The sequence below is a fragment of the Stutzerimonas tianxiuensis genome (genome assembly GCF_053470365.1).
In genome coordinates this window covers 213,361-232,303 of the sequence record NZ_JBPVWS010000006.1, presented here as the reverse complement: position 1 = coordinate 232,303, position 18,943 = coordinate 213,361, and the positions used below count along the sequence as shown (strand labels likewise).

Here is an 18,943-nt window from a genome sequence, read left to right as displayed (position 1 = left end):
CGCTGGAAAGCTCAACGCGACCCATCTCAGCCTCGCTCAATCGCCAACCTCAACCTTATCGAATTGAGCGTCGCCACTCTTTACTGTTAAATTCGCGCGCGCCGTAGGCCGGGCACCATCAAATATGAGCGATCGCCGCACTCACGCTCAGCGTCTCCACTTGCCCGAAAGCCTGCCGTTTTCTGTCGTGCTATTTAACTGCGAGTCATAAGAATGCTTAAGATCCTTCACGTATTAACGGGCGTAGCCGCCCTGTTGTTATCGTTCGTACCCAGCTTGACCGGCTCCATGCCTCTGCTGGTTCAGCCTGCAGCGTTGTGCCTGCTGCTTCTGGGCCTGCTGAACGTGCAGTTCGCCGCCTCAACTCAACTGAACACCAACGGTCATGCCCGTCCGCTTTTATTCGGCGCATCCGCACTGCTAATCGCTTCAGTCGCCATCCAGACTGCCATCGTATTGATTCCAGTCGCCAGCGTCGCAGGCCAGCCGGCAACCCTAGCCAGTCTCATGCTCGCCTTTATCGCCGTACTGCTGCAATTGGCAACAAGCCAAACCAAAGCCCCAAGCGTGAGCAGCTCCAACCGCGGCTCTGGCAAAATCCGCAAAGCCCAGCCCAGTCACGCCACTGCTCCGACAGCAGGACGCGAGACTGGCACCGTCAAGTGGTTCAATACTTCAAAGGGTTTCGGTTTCATTTCCCGTGACAGTGGCGACGACGTCTTTGTCCACTTCCGGGCAATTCGAGGCGAAGGCCACCGGGTACTGGTCGAAGGCCAACGCGTCGAATTCACAATCATGATGCGCGACAAAGGCCTTCAGGCTGAAGACGTCGTCGCCGACCAGCCGAGCCACTGACAGCTGAGGCAGGGCGCCAGCGCACCCTGCTTTGATAAGGCCGCCGCCCTGTCAATAATGGGGCGGGGGCGCTTCGTCTCCCTCCCCCTCCACCCTGCTTTGCAGGTCTTCCTGCCGCCTTGCGAGCAAGCCCAACTGCGCCTGCAGCCGGTCGACCGTACGCTGCTGCGCGACCAGTACATCGCTTAGTGTTTGGATAGTGTCGTCCTGAAAAGCCAGGCGCGCTTCCAGGTCGGCAATGCGTTGTTCCAATTCCATTACCTGTCCTCTTCGAACTGAAAGCCATTAGCGAGGACGAGCTTCAGCTTTTGCCTGATGCCCGTCAGCTGCGCTTCGCTATAAGGTTTGGTCGACTGGAAGCCCCACACCGGGGCCGGCCAAGCGGCGTCGTCCCGACGCCGGGCAATCACATGCACATGTAATTGGCTCACAACATTGCCCAGTGTCGCCACGTTCATCTTGTCCGCGCCAAAGGTGTCTTTGAGTATTTCCGCCAGGGCCGTCGCCTCTCGCCACAACAACTGTTGATCGGCCGTATTCAGCTGAAACAGCTCACTGACCTCTTCCCGACGGGGCACCAGGATGAACCATGGATAACTGGCATCATTCATTAACAGCAACCGGCATAACGGAAAATCACCCAGCGTCACCGTGTCCTGCTGCAAGCGTTCATCGAGAACGAACATAACGGTCTCCTTTGCCTACTTTGATGTCGGCGCCAGCTAAGCTTTGTCTGGTCGTTTGCGGCAGGATACTCCAGCACCCGAAAGCGATCAGCAAGCAACGCGCACCAGCGAGGTGCAATCAGGTTCGAAACCAGCCCTGCTTTAGCGCGAGCGGCAACATGCCTCGACTCGAATCGTCGCGAAAAATCAGTGAATGGATTTTGTGCACGGTTATTGCTTTGAACAAAAAAGCTGCTTGAACGGGGGAAGAAAATCGCGGATAGCTGAGTTAAGCTTGCTCGCGCCAGTTTACCCAGCTACACAGTAATTCTCGGAAATACATTCCAGACTTGCTGCAGGTCACGACCAGCTAGGCAAACGAAGGACTCAATTGAGCTTGTATACCGAAAATAAAGATGCCTCTTTCCGGCGCACGCAGGAAAGCAAGCACCAATTTGAAACCAAAGGAGCAATCACAATGCAAGTGATGAAGTGGAGCGTTATTGCAATGGCCGTTGCGGCCGGCACGTCGCAAATGGCTTTTGCGTCCAGCCAGTCCGAATCGGAAGGCTTTGTCGAAGGCAGCAGCCTGACCATCCTGAACCGTAACCTGTATATGAACCGTGACTTCCGTGATAACGGTGCTGGTGGCACTCCCGCTGTCAACGGTCAGAGCTATCGTGAAGAATGGGGTCACGGCTTCATCGGCACTTTTGAATCCGGTTTTACCCAGGGCACAGTTGGCGTAGGTGTCGATGCAATCGGTCTACTGGGCGTCAAACTTGATACCGGTCGCGGCCGCCAGGGCAACGGTATATTCCCAGCCGTACAAGGCGACGAACACGTTGCCGATGATTATTCCCAAGCTGGCGCTGCCGTTAAGTTCCGGGTGTCGAACACTGTACTGAAATACGGGACCCAGTTCGTTGCTCTGCCTGTTTTCTCAACAGATGACAGCCGCCTGCTTCCTGAAACAGCCGAAGGCGGCTTGATCAGCAGCAGTGAGATTGAAGGTCTTGAGCTGAACGCGGGCCGCTTTACCGCTCTAAGCGCTCAGCGCGAGTCCAGCCATGATGCGCTAGGTCTTGATGAGATCATCTTTGTCGGTGGTACGTACGCTTTCAGCGACAATGTCAGCACTTCGCTGTACTACTCCGACCTTGAAGATGCCTTTGAGAAGTACTACGGCAACGTCAACTACAACATGGACCTGGGTAGCGAGCAGTCCCTAGCCTTCGACTTCAATATTTATCAAAGTGAATATGAGTCGGAGTATGTCGGCACCGCTAACGACGAAGACAACACAATCTGGAGCCTTGCCGGCACCTACGCCTTTGACGCGCATAAGTTTACTGTCGCGTACCAGCAATCCCATGGCGGCGTAGACGGCGTTGGCTACATCTATGGCGACGACGGCGGCGGCACCGTCTGGCTGGCGAACTCGGTTCAGTATTCCGATTTCAACGGCGAAGACGAAAAATCCTGGCAAGCGCGCTATGACATCAACATGGCCAGCTACGGTGTTCCAGGTTTGAGCTTCATGACCCGCTATGTTAGTGGCTATGACATCAGCACGCCGACAGGCACTGGTGAGGAGCGCGAGTGGGACGTTGAAGCCAAGTACGTAGTACAGGACGGCGCTGCGAAAGATCTTTCGCTCCGCCTCCGTCACGCCAAGTACTGGTCCGACAGCGATTATGCACCTGTCAACGGTACTGACCTGACAGACCTACGCCTGATCGTCGAGTACCCGCTGAGCATCCTGTAATACAGGCCTATCAGCTGTAGCTCGAGCTAGAAATGAAGCCCGGCCCTGCGCCGGGCTTCTTCGTTTTTGCACGCGCATGCTATCGGAACGATTCTGTACGTCTCCGTATCGCCACCGTACAATGCCGAGCCAAATTCTCCGCTCTGCAAGGACACAACGGCCCACATGCGCACCAGTCAGTTCCTGCTCTCGACCCTAAAAGAAACGCCTTCCGACGCTGTTGTCATCAGCCACCAGCTTATGCTGCGTGCCGGGATGATCCGCAAGCTGGCGTCCGGCCTCTACACCTGGATGCCGATGGGGCTGCGCGCACTACGCAAGGCCGAGGCTATCGTTCGCGAAGAAATGAACAAGACCGGCGCGCTGGAAGTATTGATGCCTGGGATACAGCCTGCTGAACTCTGGCAGGAAACCGGCCGTTGGGAGCAGTACGGCCCTGAGCTGCTGCGCCTGAAAGACCGTCATGACCGCGAATTCTGTGTTGGCCCGACTCACGAAGAGATCATCACCGACCTGGCGCGCAATGAGCTGAACAGCTACAAGCAACTGCCGATCAACTTCTACCAAATACAGACCAAGTTTCGCGATGAAATCCGTCCTCGCTTCGGCCTGATGCGCGGGCGCGAATTCATCATGAAGGACGCCTATTCGTTCCATGCTGACCAACAGTCACTGCAGGAAACGTATGACCGGATGCATGAGGCGTACTGCAATATTTTCACGCGTCTGGGATTGAATTTCCGACCTGTCCAGGCGGATACCGGTTCTATTGGCGGCACGGGCTCGCATGAGTTTCATGTACTGGCCGAGTCAGGTGAAGACGATATCGCATTCAGCGACAGCTCCGATTACGCGGCCAACATCGAAAAGGCCGAGGCGATCCCCCGCGAGACTGAGCGCGGCTCTGCGACCGAAGAGCTCCGTCTGGTCGATACCCCAAACTGCAAGACGATTGCTGCACTGGTCGAGCAGTTTCAACTGCCTATTGAAAAAACGATCAAAACCCTGCTTGTGCGGAGCATCGAGAAGGACCAACTGGTTGCACTGATCGTTCGTGGTGACCACGAACTGAACGAGATCAAGGCTGCGAATCTGCCTCAGGTCGCACAACCGCTGGTATTCGCGACCGAAGCGGAAATCCGCGCTGTCATGGGTGCCGGTCCTGGCTCGCTAGGTCCCTTGAACTTGCCAATAACCTGCGTCATCGATCGTTCTGTGGCGCTGATGAGCGATTTCGTGGCGGGAGCCAACCAGGAGGACAAACACTACTTCGGCGTCAATTGGGAGCGTGACCTCCCGTTACCTGAGGTCGCGGATCTACGCAACGTGGTTGCAGGCGACCCAAGCCCCGATGGGGTCGGCACGCTGATCATCAAGCGCGGCATCGAAGTCGGGCACATCTTCCAGCTGGGTACCAAGTACAGCGAAGCGATGAACTGCACCGTGATGGGCGAGAACGGCAAGCCCGTCACCCTGACCATGGGCTGCTACGGCATTGGCGTGTCTCGTGTCGTCGCGGCCGCAATCGAACAGAACTACGATGACCGCGGCATCCTCTGGCCGGATGCCCTCGCCCCGTTCCAGATCGCGCTGGTCCCGATGAAGTATGAAAACCAGGCCGTCCGCGAAGCAACCGATAAGCTCTACGCAGAACTCACTGCAGCCGGCTACGACGTCCTCCTCGACGACCGTGACAAAAAGACAAGTCCAGGCGTCAAATTCGCCGATATGGAGTTGGTAGGGATACCGCATCGCATAGTGGTAGGCGACCGCGGTCTTGCCGATGGCACTCTGGAATATAAGCATCGCCGTGATGCCGAAAGCCAGGCCGTCCCGGCTGCCGACATTCTCGAATTCATCAATTCCCGCGCCAGCCGCTGACGGAAATCATGCTCAACCGAAGTGCTTCAACCTGCGCCATGCTTTGCATGGCGCTTTTTATGAGCGGCTGCGCCAATCAGCTGCCTCAACGCAGCGAACAAGAAGCCCGCACCGAACGCAAACTGCTCGATCACAGCCTGCGCATCGAAGTAGGCGCGCCATTGCTCGAGCTTCCCCAGCGGCGCATCCGCATACTCGACCAGAAGACCTTCGAGGTGACTGACTTCGAGGTGACGCGGCGCTATGACCGCTATACGCCCTACCAACCCTGGCGCGAGCTGTACGAAATCCCGCTCGGCGCTGTAGCAGTGGTCGCAGGCGTCGGCGCCAATGTGCTCAATGTGGTGGTGCTTGGCAACCTACCGGAAAGCGCTACCCGCGACTGGATCAGCTATGGTTTTGCCGGTCTCAATCCTTTCATCAATGCCGAGTCCAACGGACGATCGCAGCAGAACCTTGCCAGCCTTGACGAGCAGCGACGCGACGCCCGGCTCGAGTATTCCAGCCTGCCGTGGGCTGAGCGTCCGGTGCAGGTCGTCGCAGCTAACGAGACGCACGAACTTAGCACCGACCGCAACGGTGTGCTGCGCTTGAATCTGCTTGATGGCCCCTTTGCCGACCAGGACATCAGCCAGGTAGGTAAACTCCAGTTGCAGGTCGAAGACTCGCAGGACGGCACCCGAGCTGACGCCACGCTTCTTGTCAGCCGCGCACTGCGTGGCAAGCTGCTCGAAGCGCACGATCTGATCTTCGATGACCTCGAAGGTGACGATGTCAATCAGTGGGTGCATCGCGTCAAGCGGCTTTCAGAGCTTGGCCTGGAGGAGGAAGCCAGCGAGCTTGAACAGAGCCTGATTGAGCTGACCCGCAACGACCCAGACTTGCAGCAGGAGTTTCTCCAGACCCTGATGCAAGACGCAGGTCGTCAGGCTCGCGATACCGGCGAAGGCGACTAGGCTGCGCCATGAAGCCGCTCCCGCTCCTGTGGCTGCTGATACTGCTCGCTGCCTGGCCAGTTTCTGCGACTGTTCGCCAGGCGCCGGAGCCAGAGCTTCGCGAACTGATGCAGCGCACCGTCGCTGAAGCCGAGAGCTTCCAGGATCGCTTTGATGCCGAAGTCTGGCTGCTCGATATGTCAACGCGCCTGAAGCGCTACGTTCGTGACCCGCAGGAGCGTCTGACTTTGCTCCGGTTGGTGCATCAGGAGGCCAGCAAGGCGGGGCTCAAACCAGATATCGTTCTGGCACTGATCCATGCTGAAAGCCGCTTCGACCGTTTCGCCATTTCCAGCGTCGGCGCGCAGGGCATGATGCAGGTGATGCCCTTCTGGAAAGCCGAACTGGGACGACCGCAAGACAATCTGACCGACAACGCCACCAACCTCCGCTACGGCTGCACCATCCTCAGTTACTACCTGAAGAAGGAAAACGGTGATATCAACCGAGCGCTGGCTCGCTATAACGGAAGCCTTGGCAAACATCACTATCCAGCAAAGGTGATCGGCTTCTGGCAGGACTTTTGGTACGTAAAACCGTAAATCCCCGAGCGTACCGCGAATTGCCGCTACCCTTCACTGCGCAGCTTATCCAGCCGAGCCAGCAATCCTTCCGCCGTTTGCTCACCAACCAGACTCTCGCGGACCTCACCGGCAGAATCGACGATATAGGTCACCGGCAGCACTGCACTGCGCGGAAGACCCAACCGCTCCGCCGGATCGACGCTAAGCACCCTGAAATCAATGTTCAGCTGCTCGGCTGCTGCGGCCAGCTCGTCGCCTTGCAGCCCGTCAAAATTGACCCCCAGCACGGTGATGTCATTCCGCGACTGATCCAATGCGTTCAATTCCGGGATTTCGGTACGGCAGGGGCCGCACCATTCGGCCCAGTAATTGATCAGCAACCACTGCCCGTCGAGCTGCTGCGCAGTGACAGCTACGCCGTGCTGGTCCGCCCCCCAATCCTCACTACAGCCCACCAGCATCAAGCAGGCGAAGGCGCCGAGCAATCCGCTGAGTCCTCTGTTCATCCTCGTACACCTTATGCTGCTGATTATCGGCCCGTCAGACCCGCTGCGACTGCAGCCAGTCTGCGACGCTACCACCAAAGAGGTTGGCCTGCTCGCGCTGCAGCAGCTCCATGGATTGGCGCAGCGTCGGATACCAGGGCTCATCCAGACGCTCCGGTAACGCCTGCTTACCGGAGAGCGGCCAAGGGTTGGAGCGCAACAGCTGATCAAAGCTGTAGCTATTCAGATCGCGACAAAGCACCCAACCGGACGAGCCGGTTCTGCAGACAAGCTGCTCCTGTTCGAAGAATTCCAGGATCTCGTCCCACTCATCCTCGGGTAGCCTCCAGCCGCTCCGGTGCGCGTCGCGCAAGCGAACCTCACGCCCGGCCTTTTGGCTTTCGTAGAACACCCGCAACAAGCCGAGCATGACCAGCAGACGCGGTACCGAACGCCGCCGCCACTGCTGCGATGATGACAACCCACAGACCAGTTCGGCGCCGAACAATACGATCATCCAGGAAAGGTAAACCCACAGCAGAAACAGCGGCACCGCGGCAAAAGCCCCGTAGATCAACTGGTAGCTGGGGAAATAGCTGACATACAAGCCGAACAATTGCTTAGCCGTTTCGAACAGCACAGCGGTAAAGGTCCCACCTACCAATGCATGCCGCAGCGGCACGCGTGTATTCGGCACCGCCGCGTAGATCAACGTGAATGCCGCAACACTGAGCAGCAGCGGCATTGCTTTCAAAACGGTGCGTGCACCGATCAACGCATGCGGTCCCGATATCAGCGACAACGAGGTGATATAAGTGCTCATGGCGAACCCCGCCCCTAGCAACAGCGGCCCAAGGCTAAGGATTGCCCAGTACAGCAGGAAGCTTGAGATTCCACGGCGCGGTTGGCGCACGCGCCAGATCACGTTGAACGCCTTTTCGATGGTCAGCAGCATCATCAATGCGGTCGCCATCAGAAAACCCACACCAAACCAGGTCAGCTGCCTCGCCTGGTCAGTGAACGCGACCAGATAGTCCTGAATGGTCGCACCAGTGGAGGGGATGAAATTGCTGAAGATGTACACCTGAATCTGCTCACCGATTCCCTGGAACGCTGGAATGGCGGACAGCATGGCGAAGGTCACCGTCATCATCGGCACCACTGCGAACAGAGTGGTATAGGTCAATGCGGCAGCGCTGTGTGGGCCGCGATCCGCGAGGAAACGCTGCACTAGAAAACGACCGAACTCCAGAAAATCCTTGATCCGTTGATGCATTCAATCCCCTCGGTGCCAGTCGCGATCGTCGAAAACCGATTGCCCGCAGGCCAATAGCAAGCAAAAGCCTACCTTGGCAGACAGCCCTCCGCGACCACCGTTTCAAGCCCCACGGCTTTGAGGGTTAGAATGGCCGCCTAAACTGGCGCGAAGCAACCTAAATGACCGACCTGATCCTTTACCACAACCCACGCTGTTCGAAATCACGTAACGCCCTGGAGCTGCTCGAACAACGCGGCCTCACCCCTTCCGTGATCCGGTATCTCGAAACACCTCCGTCGGCTGACGAGCTCAGGCAGATCCTTGCTCGACTGGGCATCAGCCCGCGCCAGCTGCTGCGCAGCGGCGAGGAAGAATACAAAACCCTGAACCTCACTGACCCAACGCTCACCGACGGGCAGATCATCGATGCCATGGTTGCGCATCCGAAACTGATCGAGCGACCGATCCTGGTTGTTGGCGATGCTGCGGTGATTGGTCGGCCACCGGAGAAGGTACTGGAGATACTGCCATGACTGCACCCTACGTCCTTGTGCTGTATTACAGCCGCCACGGCGCCACTGCGGAAATGGCCCGGCAAATAGCCCGTGGCGTCGAACAGGCAGGGCTTGAGGCAAGATTGCGCACCGTACCGGCCGTGTCAGCGGAATGCGAGGCTGTTGCGCCTGCGATCCCGCAGCAAGGCGCCATCTACGCAACGCTGGATGACCTTAAACATTGCTCCGGTCTGGCGTTGGGCAGCCCCACCCGCTTCGGCAACATGGCTGCCCCACTGAAATACTTTCTCGATGGCACCAGCGGGCTCTGGCTGACCGGTGAGCTGGTAGGCAAACCAGCCGGCGTGTTCACCTCGACTTCCAGCCTGCACGGCGGGCAGGAGTCCACTCTGCTGTCGATGCTATTGCCCCTGCTTCACCACGGCATGCTGGTGCTCGGTTTGCCCTACAGTGAAAATGCCCTGCTTGAGACTCGCGGCGGCGGCACGCCCTATGGCCCCAGCCACCATGCCGGAGCCGATGGAAAGCGGCTGCTGGACGAGCATGAAATCGATCTTTGCCGCGCACTGGGCCAACGCCTCGCGCAGACCGCCAAGCGTTTGGAGAATGACCGTGGCTAGAAAGCCCAAGCCCCTGCCATCGCTCGAATGGCTGACCCCACGGGTAAAACTCAGTCGCGCCATCAGCCTGGCCAGTTTCATTGGACTGGCCGTGCTATTGGTGGTCTGGAATCTGGCATTTGCCGACCTGCACGGCGCGCGGACCTGGGTGGTGGTCAGCATTCAGCTGATTCCACTCCTCCTGGTGGCGCCAGGGATGATCTCAGGGAGCCCGCGAGCCCATGCCTGGACCTGCTTTATCGTCAATCTGTACTTTATTCAGGGCGTGCTTGCCGCTATCAACCCGGCGCGAATGGTTTACGGCTGGCTGGAAGCGATCATCAGCCTGACGCTTTTCATAAGCGCCCTGCTCTATACCCGCTGGGCTTATCAGTACGGCCGCAAAGCGGCAGGCGAGAACTGAGACGAGACGGGGGGGAGGCGCAAGATTCTGAGGTAACGTTGAACGGCGTCGGTGGGCTGAAGCCCACCCTACGCCAGCAGTTCAACCTACTCCAGGGTGAGCCGTATGACGACGTTTCGGCTCGGCTTGGCAGTGCTGCCCTGCAAAGCCGTGCCGAACTCAACAGACTGCAGCCGGCATTCCTACCAGCCGAGCGTTTCCTTGAGAAACGGAATGGTCAGCTTACGTTGCGCCTGAAGCGAGGCTTGATCGAGCCGGTCGAGCAACTCGAATAATGCGCTCATGCTGCGGGCCCCACGCGTGAGAATGAAACGACCGACATCGTCCGGCAGATTCAGACCGCGGCGCGAGGCTCGGAGCTGCAGCGCACGCAGTTTGTCCTCATCCGAAAGCTCCTGCAGCTGAAACACCAGTGATAGACTCAGCCGGGATTTGAGGTCTGGAAGCTGCACCGCAATTTCTCGCGGAGAGGCATCAGCGGCGAGCAACAGCCGTCGACCGCTGTCGCGAAGGCGATTGAACAGATGGAACAAGGCTTCTTCCCACACCGGATCGCCCGCTATCGCATCCAGATCATCCAGACAGACCAACTCGCTCTGCTCCAGATTATCCAGAAGCGCCGGGCCGTATTCCGCCACCTCCGCCAATGGCAGATACACCGCCAGCTCACCGCGCTGTTCGACGCGCAAGCAGGCGGCCTGAAGCAGGTGACTGCGCCCCACTCCAGTACCGCCCCACAAATAGATCAACTCATCGGACCAGCCAGCTGCGGGTGAACAGACGCGCTCGACATAGCCAAGCGCGGCCGCATTGGCGCCCGGGTAGAAGTTGGCAAAGGTGGCGTCGTCACGAAGACGAATGCCCAAGGGGAGCTGAATGGGTTTCATGGTTGGCGGGGTGGGTCGACCGGCGGTTCTGCGTAGAGGTCCGAGAGTTTATAGAGATCATGCACGTGGCGCAGCAGAACCATGATCACCGCTGCAACTGGCAATGCCAGAAGCACGCCGGTAAATCCGAACAGTTGTCCCCCCGCCAGCACCGCGAAGATCACCGCAACCGGGTGCAGGCCGATACGGTCTCCCACCAGCAGCGGGGTCAGCAGCATGCCTTCCAGCATCTGTCCGACTGTGAACACCGCAGCGACGCCCAGCAGCGGGTAGAGCTCCAAACCAGACTGAAACAGCACGGCAATCACTGCCGCGGCTATGCCCACCACGAAGCCCATGTACGGCACGATGCTCGCGAGGCCAGCCAGCACGCCAATCAACAGCCCCAATTCGACACCGATCAACATGAGCCCAGCCGAATAGACGACAGCCAGCGCCAACATGACCAGTAGCTGGCCACGGAGAAAAGCGCCGATCACTTCATGACATTCGCGCATCAGCGCCATGACAGCATCCTCGCGCCGCCGAGGCAGCAGCGTGCGCAGTTTGGCCATGATCAGATCCCAATCACGCAGCAGGTAGAAACACACCACAGGCACCAGCAGGAGGTTCGCCAACCATGCCAGCAAAGCGATGCTCGACGCCGTAGCCTGACTGAGGATGACCGCCACCACATCCTTGGTGCTGCCGAGATTGGCTGAAAATGCACTCTTGAGCTGGTCGACGCGCCAGAAATCCTCATCGAGGCCAAACTGCGCCTGCACCCAGGGCAACGCCGTCAGCTGCAGCCAGTCCAGCCCCTGCGGTGCCAGTTGATAGAGGTGCATCAGCTGTTTGCCGAGCATCGGCACCAACACCAGCAGCAGCAACAGACACAACAGCGTGAACAACGAGAAAACCAGAATCACGCCCCAGGTTCGGGACAGTTTCCAGCGCTCCAGCCGGTCAACCAGCGGGTCGCCCAGATAGGCCAGCAGGATGCCGACCAGAAAAGGTGAAAGGATTGGTGACAGCTGATAAATCAGCCAGCCAATCAGTAACAGGGCCGCCAGCCATAGCCAGCGGTTGTTGTGGGTGATGGTCATGTTCTCAACGTCTTGTCTGGGGTGATCCAAGGCCGCATGGTTTCGGCAGGCGCAAGGGAAACGATGAATCGATAAACGTTATGGCAGGCGCGATTTTGTGAGCGGCATTGCCTCTACCAGCGGTAGCGCAGCAAGGTGCCTTGCTCCACCGGCCGGGATTGCTCGGCTGCCGGCGTGCCCGGCTCCTCGAGCGTCTGGGTATCGTCTGACTGTGCTTCAGCACTGCCAGCCGACACTTCGCCTTCGCCGGTGGGCTCGACCTCGCCATTAGCGTCTGCGGTCTCCATCGATTGCGGGTCAATTTCATCGGCAGCGACTTCCTGCAGCCGCGCCAAAGCCAGTTGAGCCCGAAGCTGCTCTGGACTGGCGTTGAGGCGATACACCAGCCGATCACTGGCAACCTGCTGCAGGCGTGCGCCGAAGGGTTCGAGCAGGCGATCCAGTTCGGCAAAACGCTCCACGTCGGCCCCAAGCACCTCAAGCGTGATCTCCGATCTGTCACCGGGCTTGACGCGGTATTGCGGCGCCAGGAATGTACTCACAGCGAGCATCACCTCATCGGCCAGCGCAACGCGGGTGTCGCCACTCGCCTTGCCTTGCGTCTGCTTGTCACCCATCCAGAGGCGCCAGTCGGCTTCCCAGCTTTCGCCGGACTGTTTCGCCATGACAGCGAGCAGCCCGTCTGCATCGTACCGCTCCGAAACATCGCGAAGCGCCTGGGGGTCCTTTGCAGTGACTGCGTCAGAGGTAGCTACGAGCTGCTCACTCAGATCGGCCAGCGGCAAGCGCAACGGCAGGCCGCGGTGCTGGGCGGCAGCACGCAAGTCGGAAGAACCTTCCTGTGCGTCACCAACGAGCTGCGAACCGTCAGCAGTCTCTCTCAGCCACCAGGTCAGGATGCTCGGACGCTCAGTACCCCACAGCGGAAGCCCCGCTGAACGCAGCGCACGCTCGGTAGTCACCGGGTCAAAGCTGACGACGACGGTGTCCCCTTCATAGGCATACCGGCTCACCAATTGCTGCGGATCGCTGCGCAATGGCGCAACGGCCTGCTGATCAGAGCTGGAATCGCCTGTCAGACGCAGCACCAGCGTGTCGAAAGCTTTGCGCAGCGCCTCTTCGCGCTCCGCTGGCTGTTGACTGGCAACCGGCTCACGCACTTTGTAGAGGTCGGCAAGGGGAGCCGCCATGCTATGGGCAGACACAACTGCGCAGCAGAGCGCCAGAAGACGGGGAAATACGCGCATATATAGAAACTCGCTGGCTAGCCAGTCATGGGAGCCTGCCGGTCGCGTGGCGGCGATCGGGTTCGGCTACGGTGATCAAGCGTTATACCTTAAACAGGCCCCTAACTCGCGGCAACCGCAGCAGTCACAGGCTGCGCATCTTGCCGCGCAATCTCATGTCTGTTCCTGGCACACCTGTTCGACATCACCGTTCGCGGGATGGTCGCTGTGCGGCAAGCCTGATAAAATCGCGCGCTTTCCGCAGACCGGTCCGGCGCCCTCGCCGCGTCGCGACAGAAGCCTGATTCTGACCCGGTCGCCCCGCACTCCCCTTCACAGGTCCGGAATCTTATGAGCAAGCAACCCTCCATCAGCTACAAGGACGCCGGTGTCGACATCGATGCAGGCGAAGCGTTGGTCGAACGCATCAAAGGCGTGGCCAAGCGCACCGCTCGTCCTGAGGTCATGGGTGGCCTGGGCGGCTTTGGCGCGCTCTGTGAAATTCCGGCTGGCTACAAGCAGCCCGTTCTGGTTTCCGGCACCGATGGCGTCGGCACCAAGCTGCGCCTGGCGCTGAATCTCAACCAGCACGACAGTATCGGCCAGGATCTGGTTGCGATGTGCGTGAACGACCTGGTTGTCTGCGGCGCCGAACCACTGTTCTTTCTTGACTACTACGCCACCGGCAAGCTCAACGTCGACATCGCCGCCACGGTGGTGACCGGTATCGGTGCCGGCTGTGAACTGGCAGGTTGCTCGCTGGTGGGCGGCGAAACCGCCGAGATGCCCGGCATGTACGAAGGCGAAGATTACGACCTGGCCGGCTTCTGCGTAGGCGTGGTGGAGAAAAGTGAAATCATCGACGGCTCAAAAGTAGCCGCTGGCGATGCGCTGATCGCCCTTCCCTCTTCCGGCCCCCATTCCAACGGCTATTCGCTGATCCGCAAGATCATCGAAGTGGCGGGCGCCGATATCGAAAACACCCAACTCGACGGCAAGCCGCTCACTGAGCTCTTGATGGCGCCGACACGTATTTATGTGAAGCCATTGCTCAAGTTGATCAAAGAGACCGGCGCGGTGAAAGCGATGGCGCACATCACTGGCGGCGGCCTGCTGGACAACATCCCGCGCGTGCTGCCCGAAGGCAGTCAGGCAGTCATCGATGTCGCCAGCTGGCAGCGCCCTGCTGTGTTTGATTGGCTGCAGCAGCAAGGCAATGTCGATGAGCACGAAATGCACCGCGTGTTGAACTGTGGTGTCGGCATGGTCATCTGTGTCGCCCAGGATCAGGTCGAAACCGTACTTGCCAATCTGCGCTCATCCGGCGAAAGCCCTTGGGTTATCGGCGAAATCGGCTCCGCTGGCGAAGATGCCGAGCGCGTACTGCTGAACAACCTGAAAAGCCATTGATGCACGCACCCTGTGATGTCGTCGTGCTGATCTCAGGGTCTGGAAGCAATCTCCAGGCCCTGATCGACAGCCTCGGTGAAGACAGCCCCGTGCGAATCCGCGCTGTAGTTTCAAACCGTGCAGAGGCCTATGGCCTGCAGCGTGCGCAGGCGGTGGACATCGATACGCATGTCCTGCAGCACAAGGGATTTGCTGATCGTGAAGCCTTCGATGCGGCACTGATTGAAATCATCGACGCCTATCAGCCGCAACTGGTTGTACTAGCCGGCTTCATGCGCATCCTTTCCGCAGGCTTCGTTCGCCATTACCAGGGTCGCCTGCTCAACATCCATCCGTCCCTGCTACCGAAATACAAGGGACTGGATACCCATCGCCGCGCACTTGATGCAGGCGACCAGGAGCACGGTTGCAGCGTGCACTTCGTGACCGAAGAGCTCGATGGCGGTCCTGTGGCCATACAGGCTCGCCTGAAGATCGAACCCAACGAAAGCATCGACCAACTGACCGATCGTGTGCATGCGGCCGAGCACATCATCTATCCGCTGGCTGTCCGCTGGTTCGCCGACGGCCGCTTGCGCCTTGCCGATCAAGGCGCGATGCTGGATAACGTGCTGTTGCCGGCCGCTGGCCATTTATTAGAGATCTAGGAGACATTATGCGTCGCGCCTTGCTGCTCGCTCTCGCCGTGCTGGCCCTGCCGGTTCAGGCCCTTGAGCTGAAGCCTTTCTCCGCCAGCTACACCGCGGATTGGAAACAGGTCCCTGTCAGCGGCACAGCCCAGCGCAGCCTGGAAAAGCGCGATGACAATACCTGGGAGCTGGACTTCGAAGCCTCGATGCTGGTTGCCAGCTTCAATGAGCGCAGCGTTTTCCAGGTCGAAGGCGAGACCTTCCTGCCGCAGAAATACCGACTCAAGCGCAGCGGGCTGGGCAAGGGCAAGTCCATCAAGCACGATTTTGACTGGCAAGCCAAACAGGTGGTCGGAGAAGACCGCGGTGATCCGGTTAAGCTTCCGCTGAATCGCGGCCTGCTGGACAAATCAACCTATCAGATCGCCCTTCAGCACGCGGTTGCAGCGGGCGAAAAGAGCATGAGCTACCAAGTAGTAGATGGTGACGAGATCGAGACCTACGATTTCCGTGTCCTGGGCGAGGAAAAGGTCAGCACGAAGGCCGGTCAGGTCGACGCCATCAAGGTCGAACGCGTGCGCGATCCGACGCAGAGCAAGCGACAAACTATCCTCTGGTTCGCCAAGAATTGGGACTTCATGCTGGTCCGCCTGCATCAGGTGGAAAAAGACGGCAAGGAGTATCAGATCATGCTCGAAGAAGGCACCGTCGACGGCCGAGCCGTCAAAGGTAGCTAATCCAACTGCGCCAGCCCCACTGGCGCAGCACTGCCCCGCCTGAATTCGAGCCCGTTCATGATCGCACCCCGCGCTTTACTGCTCAGCCTTCTACCGGTTTTTGCCGGTTGCCAGTCACTGCAATGGAGCGAAGAGGCTCCGATGCGCTCGACCGAACGCCTGCAAGGCACCATTACTCAGGAGCACGGCGGGTTGCAATTCAGCAGCTGCCAGGGGCGACGCAGCCTCGCCTTGGTCGACAGCGGCGCGACAGGTTTACCCGATGACGTGCAAGCACTGACGGCCGGAAGCAACCAGCCTTTGTTTGCCGACCTGCGTGGCAGTCTGACCAATCAAGATGGCAACAGTGACCAGCTTCAGCTGACTCAGGTGTATCGCCTGCAAGCAGAGGGACCCGGCTGCAGCGACGCGGCATTCAACCAGTTGCTCCTGCGCGCGACGGGGCATGAGCCAGGCTGGAGCGTAAAGATCACCGACGGCGGCTTGCTCCTTGAGCGTCCCGACCAACAGGCCTTGGCGCTACCCTACCTGGAAGAGCAACTGCCGGGCGGGCAGACCAACTTCAGTACCGAAGCCAACGATCAGCGCCTCGAACTGTGGGTGGCCCCGCAGCGCTGCCTGGACAGCGCAACCGGCGCAGTCAACCATCTGACTGCCGAGCTACGCCTGGACGGCCAGACCTTACGCGGCTGCGCCTATTATGGCGGCGCCCGCCAAGACTGAATTTTTCGAGGCGCAGCCTGGCGCCTCTCGACGCTTCGAAGACCCGACCATGAATGACGCCCTGACCCTGCTGCAGCCCTATCCCTTCGAAAAACTGCGCGGCCTGCTTGCCGGTGCGCAGCCTCCAGCAGACAAGCGCCCAATCGCGCTGTCGATCGGTGAGCCGAAGCACCGTTCGCCCGATTTCGTCGCAAAGACGCTGGCCGACAACCTTGATCAGCTTGCGGTGTACCCCACCACGCAGGGCATCCCGGCGTTACGCGAATCGATTGCCCGCTGGTGCGAGCGGCGCTTTGGCGTAGCCCAGGGAGCCATCGATCCGACACGGCATGTATTGCCAGTCAACGGCACCCGCGAAGCGCTGTTCGCTTTCACCCAGGCTGTAGTCAATCGTGAGCAGGGTGCGCTGGTTATCAGCCCCAATCCCTTCTATCAGATCTACGAGGGTGCGGCGCTTTTGGCCGGCGCCACTCCACATTATTTGCCTTGCACCGCTGAAAATGGCTTCAACCCAGACTTCAACGCGGTTTCGGCAGATGTTTGGCAGCGCACGCAAATCCTCTTTCTCTGCTCGCCAGGCAACCCAACCGGCGCGCTAGTCCCGCTTGAAACGCTGAAGAAGCTGATTGCCCTGGCGGACGAGTTCGACTTCGTCATCGCCGCAGACGAGTGCTATAGCGAGTTGTATTTCGACGAAGACCAGCCGCCTGCCGGGCTATTGACCGCTTGTACAGCGCTCGGGCGCGACGACTTCAAGCGCTGCGTGGTCTTTCACAGCCTCTCCAAACGCTCGAACCTGCCAGGGCTGCGTTCAGGGTTCGTCGCAGGCGATGCCGGTATTCTCAAGGCGTTTCTGCTGTACCGCACCTACCACGGCTGCGCCATGCCGGTGCAGACGCAATTGGCCAGCGTTGCTGCCTGGAACGATGAAGCTCACGTGCAGGCCAATCGGCAGCTGTACCGGGAGAAGTTCGACGCGATGCTGGACATCCTTTCACCCGTGATGGATGTGCAGCGGCCGGACGGCGGTTTCTATCTGTGGCCCAAGACGCCAGTGGATGACCAGCGTTTCACCCGCGAGTTATATGCACGTGAGCATGTCACTGTCGTTCCGGGCTCTTACCTGTCTCGCGAAGTCGAAGGATTCAGCCCAGGTACCGGCCGGGTCCGTATGGCGCTCGTGGCACCGCTGGAAGATTGCGTCGAGGCCGCAGAGCGGATTCGTGCATTCATCAAGACGCTTTGATGCCGGAACCGGACGCGCTGGCGTCCGGTTAGGCGATTTCAGGCAACGCCTGGCGGAATCATGTCCTTGCCATAGTCACGCAGCTTTTCAAGATTCTCCGGCTTCATATGCTCGGGAATATCAGCCTTGGTGTTCTCGTCTTGCCTGCTCTGCTCTTCAGTGCTCGGCTTTTCCGATTCGCTCATGACAACCTCCGTCAGATCGCATTTTCTTCCCAGATCAGCTCGCCTTCGTCGCTGACCTCCCTGACCTTGGTCAAGGCAGCTTCGGCAGCCACGTCCGCTTCAGACGCGAGGTCGTAACGGCGACCGTTGGCGACTTTGAAAACGTGTGCATTCTCATCGGTGCCGCGACGCTTGACGGCGATCACAGCCTCGAACCCCTCGTCAGCAGGAACGGCGGACGAAATAGCTTCGTGGTTCTCGAAATGCTTGCGTGCCATACAGGACCTCATCGTTACGATTGTGATCAATGGACAACATGAAGGGTCGAAAAGGTCGAACCTCTTTTACTCACGTAAACGAGTGCACGCGGCAGTGAAGTTGAGCCAGCTTCACGCTGCGGACGGCAGGCTTCGTCTCGTCATGGCATAATCCGCGGCCCAGTTTGGCCGGAGAAAGCGGAGCTGCTATGCCCGATAAAAGCAAAGGACGCTGTCTATACGGCATCAAGGCGTGCGACACCATGAAAAAAGCCCGTACCTGGCTCGACCAGCAGGGGCTAAGCTATGAGTTTCATGATTACAAGAGCGCCGGTATCGACCGCGCCCACCTGGAAGCCTGGTGTAATGAACATGGTTGGCAGACTTTACTCAACCGTGCTGGCACCACTTTCCGCAAGCTGAACGATGAGCAAAAAGCCGATCTTGACCAGGCAAAAGCCATCGGATTGATGCTGGCCCAGCCTTCGATGATCAAACGCCCGGTTCTCGATCTGGGCGACAAGACACTCGTTGGCTTCAAGCCAGACATTTACGCTGCCGAGCTGGTAGCCAAGAACTGAAACCGCTCGCCAAGACGAGCGCGACTAAT

23 protein-coding genes are annotated in these 18,943 nt (G+C 59.0%); 14 read left to right on the top strand and 9 right to left on the bottom strand.

Going from position 1 to position 18,943, the window contains the following annotated elements; genetic code table 11:
* Positions 1-213 precede the first annotated feature (213 nt).
* Positions 214-855: a cold-shock protein gene (locus tag ACSSNI_RS10425; protein ID WP_325166564.1), complete on the top strand. Its 642-nt coding sequence runs from the start codon at positions 214-216 to the stop codon at positions 853-855.
* 51 nt (positions 856-906) lie between these two features.
* Here ACSSNI_RS10425 and ACSSNI_RS10420 read toward each other — a convergent pair whose 3' ends face one another.
* A complete protein-coding gene (locus ACSSNI_RS10420) occupies positions 907-1,113 on the bottom strand; it encodes a SlyX family protein (RefSeq protein ID WP_102834769.1) in 207 nt (68 codons plus the stop codon).
* The gene (locus ACSSNI_RS10415) at positions 1,113-1,541 is read right to left on the bottom strand and encodes an HIT family protein (RefSeq protein ID WP_200637791.1); all 429 of its coding nucleotides are present in this window, start codon (positions 1,539-1,541) and stop codon (positions 1,113-1,115) included. Before ACSSNI_RS10415 ends, ACSSNI_RS10420 begins: the two co-directional genes overlap by 1 nt.
* A 457-nt stretch (positions 1,542-1,998) precedes the next feature.
* On the opposite strand from ACSSNI_RS10415, the gene ACSSNI_RS10410 reads away from it, so the two are divergent.
* The 4 genes from ACSSNI_RS10410 (at position 1,999) to ACSSNI_RS10395 (ending at position 6,706) form a co-directional block, all read left to right on the top strand.
* Positions 1,999-3,288, top strand: a complete 1,290-nt coding sequence (locus ACSSNI_RS10410; RefSeq protein WP_448259243.1) for an OprD family porin — start codon at positions 1,999-2,001, stop codon at positions 3,286-3,288.
* Positions 3,289-3,453: 165 nt separating this feature from the next.
* The gene (locus ACSSNI_RS10405) at positions 3,454-5,169 is read left to right on the top strand and encodes a proline--tRNA ligase (RefSeq protein ID WP_200637789.1); all 1,716 of its coding nucleotides are present in this window, start codon (positions 3,454-3,456) and stop codon (positions 5,167-5,169) included.
* 8 nt (positions 5,170-5,177) lie between these two features.
* Positions 5,178-6,125 carry a hypothetical protein gene (locus ACSSNI_RS10400; protein WP_200637787.1) on the top strand — a complete coding sequence of 316 codons (948 nt, stop codon included), beginning with the start codon at positions 5,178-5,180 and terminating at the stop codon, positions 6,123-6,125.
* An 8-nt stretch (positions 6,126-6,133) separates the two neighbouring features.
* Positions 6,134-6,706, top strand: a complete 573-nt coding sequence (locus ACSSNI_RS10395; protein ID WP_200637785.1) for a lytic transglycosylase domain-containing protein — start codon at positions 6,134-6,136, stop codon at positions 6,704-6,706.
* A gap of 26 nt (positions 6,707-6,732) precedes the next feature.
* Here the strand turns inward: ACSSNI_RS10395 and ACSSNI_RS10390 are convergent, their stop codons facing one another.
* Entirely contained in the window at positions 6,733-7,194 is a 462-nt protein-coding gene (locus tag ACSSNI_RS10390) for a TlpA family protein disulfide reductase (protein WP_200637783.1), read from the bottom strand.
* A gap of 34 nt (positions 7,195-7,228) precedes the next feature.
* Positions 7,229-8,449, bottom strand: a complete 1,221-nt coding sequence (locus ACSSNI_RS10385) for a virulence factor BrkB family protein (protein WP_148924708.1) — start codon at positions 8,447-8,449, stop codon at positions 7,229-7,231.
* Between the two features lie 161 nt (positions 8,450-8,610).
* On the opposite strand from ACSSNI_RS10385, the gene arsC reads away from it, so the two are divergent.
* Genes arsC through ACSSNI_RS10370 form a run of 3 tightly spaced genes read left to right on the top strand, consistent with a single transcriptional unit; the run spans position 8,611 to position 9,969 of the window.
* Entirely contained in the window at positions 8,611-8,964 is a 354-nt protein-coding gene (arsC, locus tag ACSSNI_RS10380) for an arsenate reductase (glutaredoxin) (protein ID WP_200637781.1), read from the top strand.
* Positions 8,961-9,566 (top strand): NAD(P)H:quinone oxidoreductase, encoded by a 606-nt coding sequence (wrbA, locus tag ACSSNI_RS10375; RefSeq protein ID WP_102834778.1) that lies wholly within the window; start codon positions 8,961-8,963, stop codon positions 9,564-9,566. The genes arsC and wrbA overlap by 4 nt, the downstream gene beginning before the upstream one ends.
* The gene (locus ACSSNI_RS10370) at positions 9,559-9,969 is read left to right on the top strand and encodes a DUF2069 domain-containing protein (protein ID WP_102835029.1); all 411 of its coding nucleotides are present in this window, start codon (positions 9,559-9,561) and stop codon (positions 9,967-9,969) included. The genes wrbA and ACSSNI_RS10370 overlap by 8 nt, the downstream gene beginning before the upstream one ends.
* A 182-nt stretch (positions 9,970-10,151) precedes the next feature.
* On the opposite strand, the gene hda is transcribed toward ACSSNI_RS10370, so the two are convergent.
* The 3 genes from hda to ACSSNI_RS10355 form a co-directional block, all read right to left on the bottom strand.
* Complete coding sequence (gene hda, locus ACSSNI_RS10365; RefSeq protein ID WP_148924704.1) at positions 10,152-10,856, bottom strand: DnaA regulatory inactivator Hda; 705 nt, start codon at positions 10,854-10,856, stop codon at positions 10,152-10,154.
* Entirely contained in the window at positions 10,853-11,941 is a 1,089-nt protein-coding gene (locus ACSSNI_RS10360) for an AI-2E family transporter (protein ID WP_200637780.1), read from the bottom strand. Before ACSSNI_RS10360 ends, hda begins: the two co-directional genes overlap by 4 nt.
* A gap of 113 nt (positions 11,942-12,054) precedes the next feature.
* Positions 12,055-13,188, bottom strand: a complete 1,134-nt coding sequence (locus ACSSNI_RS10355; protein WP_200637778.1) for a DUF2066 domain-containing protein — start codon at positions 13,186-13,188, stop codon at positions 12,055-12,057.
* Positions 13,189-13,518: 330 nt separating this feature from the next.
* On the opposite strand from ACSSNI_RS10355, the gene purM reads away from it, so the two are divergent.
* Genes purM through dapC form a run of 5 tightly spaced genes read left to right on the top strand, consistent with a single transcriptional unit; the run spans position 13,519 to position 17,912 of the window.
* On the top strand, positions 13,519-14,577 hold the full coding sequence (gene purM / locus ACSSNI_RS10350) for a phosphoribosylformylglycinamidine cyclo-ligase (RefSeq protein WP_102834782.1): 1,059 nt from the start codon (positions 13,519-13,521) through the stop codon (positions 14,575-14,577).
* A complete protein-coding gene (purN, locus tag ACSSNI_RS10345; RefSeq protein WP_102834783.1) occupies positions 14,577-15,224 on the top strand; it encodes a phosphoribosylglycinamide formyltransferase in 648 nt (215 codons plus the stop codon). The genes purM and purN overlap by 1 nt, the downstream gene beginning before the upstream one ends.
* Positions 15,225-15,232: 8 nt before the next feature.
* Positions 15,233-15,943 carry a DUF3108 domain-containing protein gene (locus ACSSNI_RS10340; RefSeq protein ID WP_102834784.1) on the top strand — a complete coding sequence of 237 codons (711 nt, stop codon included), beginning with the start codon at positions 15,233-15,235 and terminating at the stop codon, positions 15,941-15,943.
* A 57-nt stretch (positions 15,944-16,000) separates the two neighbouring features.
* Entirely contained in the window at positions 16,001-16,666 is a 666-nt protein-coding gene (locus ACSSNI_RS10335; protein WP_200637776.1) for a COG3650 family protein, read from the top strand.
* Positions 16,667-16,715: 49 nt separating this feature from the next.
* Positions 16,716-17,912: a succinyldiaminopimelate transaminase gene (gene dapC, locus ACSSNI_RS10330; protein WP_200637774.1), complete on the top strand. Its 1,197-nt coding sequence runs from the start codon at positions 16,716-16,718 to the stop codon at positions 17,910-17,912.
* A 38-nt stretch (positions 17,913-17,950) separates the two neighbouring features.
* Here the strand turns inward: dapC and ACSSNI_RS10325 are convergent, their stop codons facing one another.
* Positions 17,951-18,097: a hypothetical protein gene (locus tag ACSSNI_RS10325; RefSeq protein WP_159968678.1), complete on the bottom strand. Its 147-nt coding sequence runs from the start codon at positions 18,095-18,097 to the stop codon at positions 17,951-17,953.
* Positions 18,098-18,108: 11 nt separating this feature from the next.
* Positions 18,109-18,354 carry a hypothetical protein gene (locus ACSSNI_RS10320; protein WP_102834786.1) on the bottom strand — a complete coding sequence of 82 codons (246 nt, stop codon included), beginning with the start codon at positions 18,352-18,354 and terminating at the stop codon, positions 18,109-18,111.
* 188 nt (positions 18,355-18,542) lie between these two features.
* Between ACSSNI_RS10320 and ACSSNI_RS10315 the strand changes: the two genes are divergently transcribed.
* Positions 18,543-18,914 carry an ArsC family reductase gene (locus ACSSNI_RS10315; RefSeq protein ID WP_200637773.1) on the top strand — a complete coding sequence of 124 codons (372 nt, stop codon included), beginning with the start codon at positions 18,543-18,545 and terminating at the stop codon, positions 18,912-18,914.
* The last annotated feature ends 29 nt before the right edge of the window (positions 18,915-18,943 follow it).

Bases quoted from the DNA above. Each gene is read 5' to 3' on its own strand.
- ACSSNI_RS10425 (WP_325166564.1), top strand. From the start codon at position 214: ATGCTTAAGATCCTTCACGTATTAACGGGCGTAGCCGCCCTGTTGTTA.
- ACSSNI_RS10420 (WP_102834769.1), bottom strand. From the start codon at position 1,113: ATGGAATTGGAACAACGCATTGCCGACCTGGAAGCGCGCCTGGCTTTT.
- ACSSNI_RS10415 (WP_200637791.1), bottom strand. From the start codon at position 1,541: ATGTTCGTTCTCGATGAACGCTTGCAGCAGGACACGGTGACGCTGGGT.
- ACSSNI_RS10410 (WP_448259243.1), top strand. From the start codon at position 1,999: ATGCAAGTGATGAAGTGGAGCGTTATTGCAATGGCCGTTGCGGCCGGC.
- ACSSNI_RS10405 (WP_200637789.1), top strand. From the start codon at position 3,454: ATGCGCACCAGTCAGTTCCTGCTCTCGACCCTAAAAGAAACGCCTTCC.
- ACSSNI_RS10400 (WP_200637787.1), top strand. From the start codon at position 5,178: ATGCTCAACCGAAGTGCTTCAACCTGCGCCATGCTTTGCATGGCGCTT.
- ACSSNI_RS10395 (WP_200637785.1), top strand. From the start codon at position 6,134: ATGAAGCCGCTCCCGCTCCTGTGGCTGCTGATACTGCTCGCTGCCTGG.
- ACSSNI_RS10390 (WP_200637783.1), bottom strand. From the start codon at position 7,194: ATGAACAGAGGACTCAGCGGATTGCTCGGCGCCTTCGCCTGCTTGATG.
- ACSSNI_RS10385 (WP_148924708.1), bottom strand. From the start codon at position 8,449: ATGCATCAACGGATCAAGGATTTTCTGGAGTTCGGTCGTTTTCTAGTG.
- arsC (WP_200637781.1), top strand. From the start codon at position 8,611: ATGACCGACCTGATCCTTTACCACAACCCACGCTGTTCGAAATCACGT.
- wrbA (WP_102834778.1), top strand. From the start codon at position 8,961: ATGACTGCACCCTACGTCCTTGTGCTGTATTACAGCCGCCACGGCGCC.
- hda (WP_148924704.1), bottom strand. From the start codon at position 10,856: ATGAAACCCATTCAGCTCCCCTTGGGCATTCGTCTTCGTGACGACGCC.
- ACSSNI_RS10360 (WP_200637780.1), bottom strand. From the start codon at position 11,941: ATGACCATCACCCACAACAACCGCTGGCTATGGCTGGCGGCCCTGTTA.
- ACSSNI_RS10355 (WP_200637778.1), bottom strand. From the start codon at position 13,188: ATGCGCGTATTTCCCCGTCTTCTGGCGCTCTGCTGCGCAGTTGTGTCT.
- purM (WP_102834782.1), top strand. From the start codon at position 13,519: ATGAGCAAGCAACCCTCCATCAGCTACAAGGACGCCGGTGTCGACATC.
- purN (WP_102834783.1), top strand. From the start codon at position 14,577: ATGCACGCACCCTGTGATGTCGTCGTGCTGATCTCAGGGTCTGGAAGC.
- ACSSNI_RS10340 (WP_102834784.1), top strand. From the start codon at position 15,233: ATGCGTCGCGCCTTGCTGCTCGCTCTCGCCGTGCTGGCCCTGCCGGTT.
- ACSSNI_RS10335 (WP_200637776.1), top strand. From the start codon at position 16,001: ATGATCGCACCCCGCGCTTTACTGCTCAGCCTTCTACCGGTTTTTGCC.
- dapC (WP_200637774.1), top strand. From the start codon at position 16,716: ATGAATGACGCCCTGACCCTGCTGCAGCCCTATCCCTTCGAAAAACTG.
- ACSSNI_RS10325 (WP_159968678.1), bottom strand. From the start codon at position 18,097: ATGAGCGAATCGGAAAAGCCGAGCACTGAAGAGCAGAGCAGGCAAGAC.
- ACSSNI_RS10320 (WP_102834786.1), bottom strand. From the start codon at position 18,354: ATGGCACGCAAGCATTTCGAGAACCACGAAGCTATTTCGTCCGCCGTT.
- ACSSNI_RS10315 (WP_200637773.1), top strand. From the start codon at position 18,543: ATGCCCGATAAAAGCAAAGGACGCTGTCTATACGGCATCAAGGCGTGC.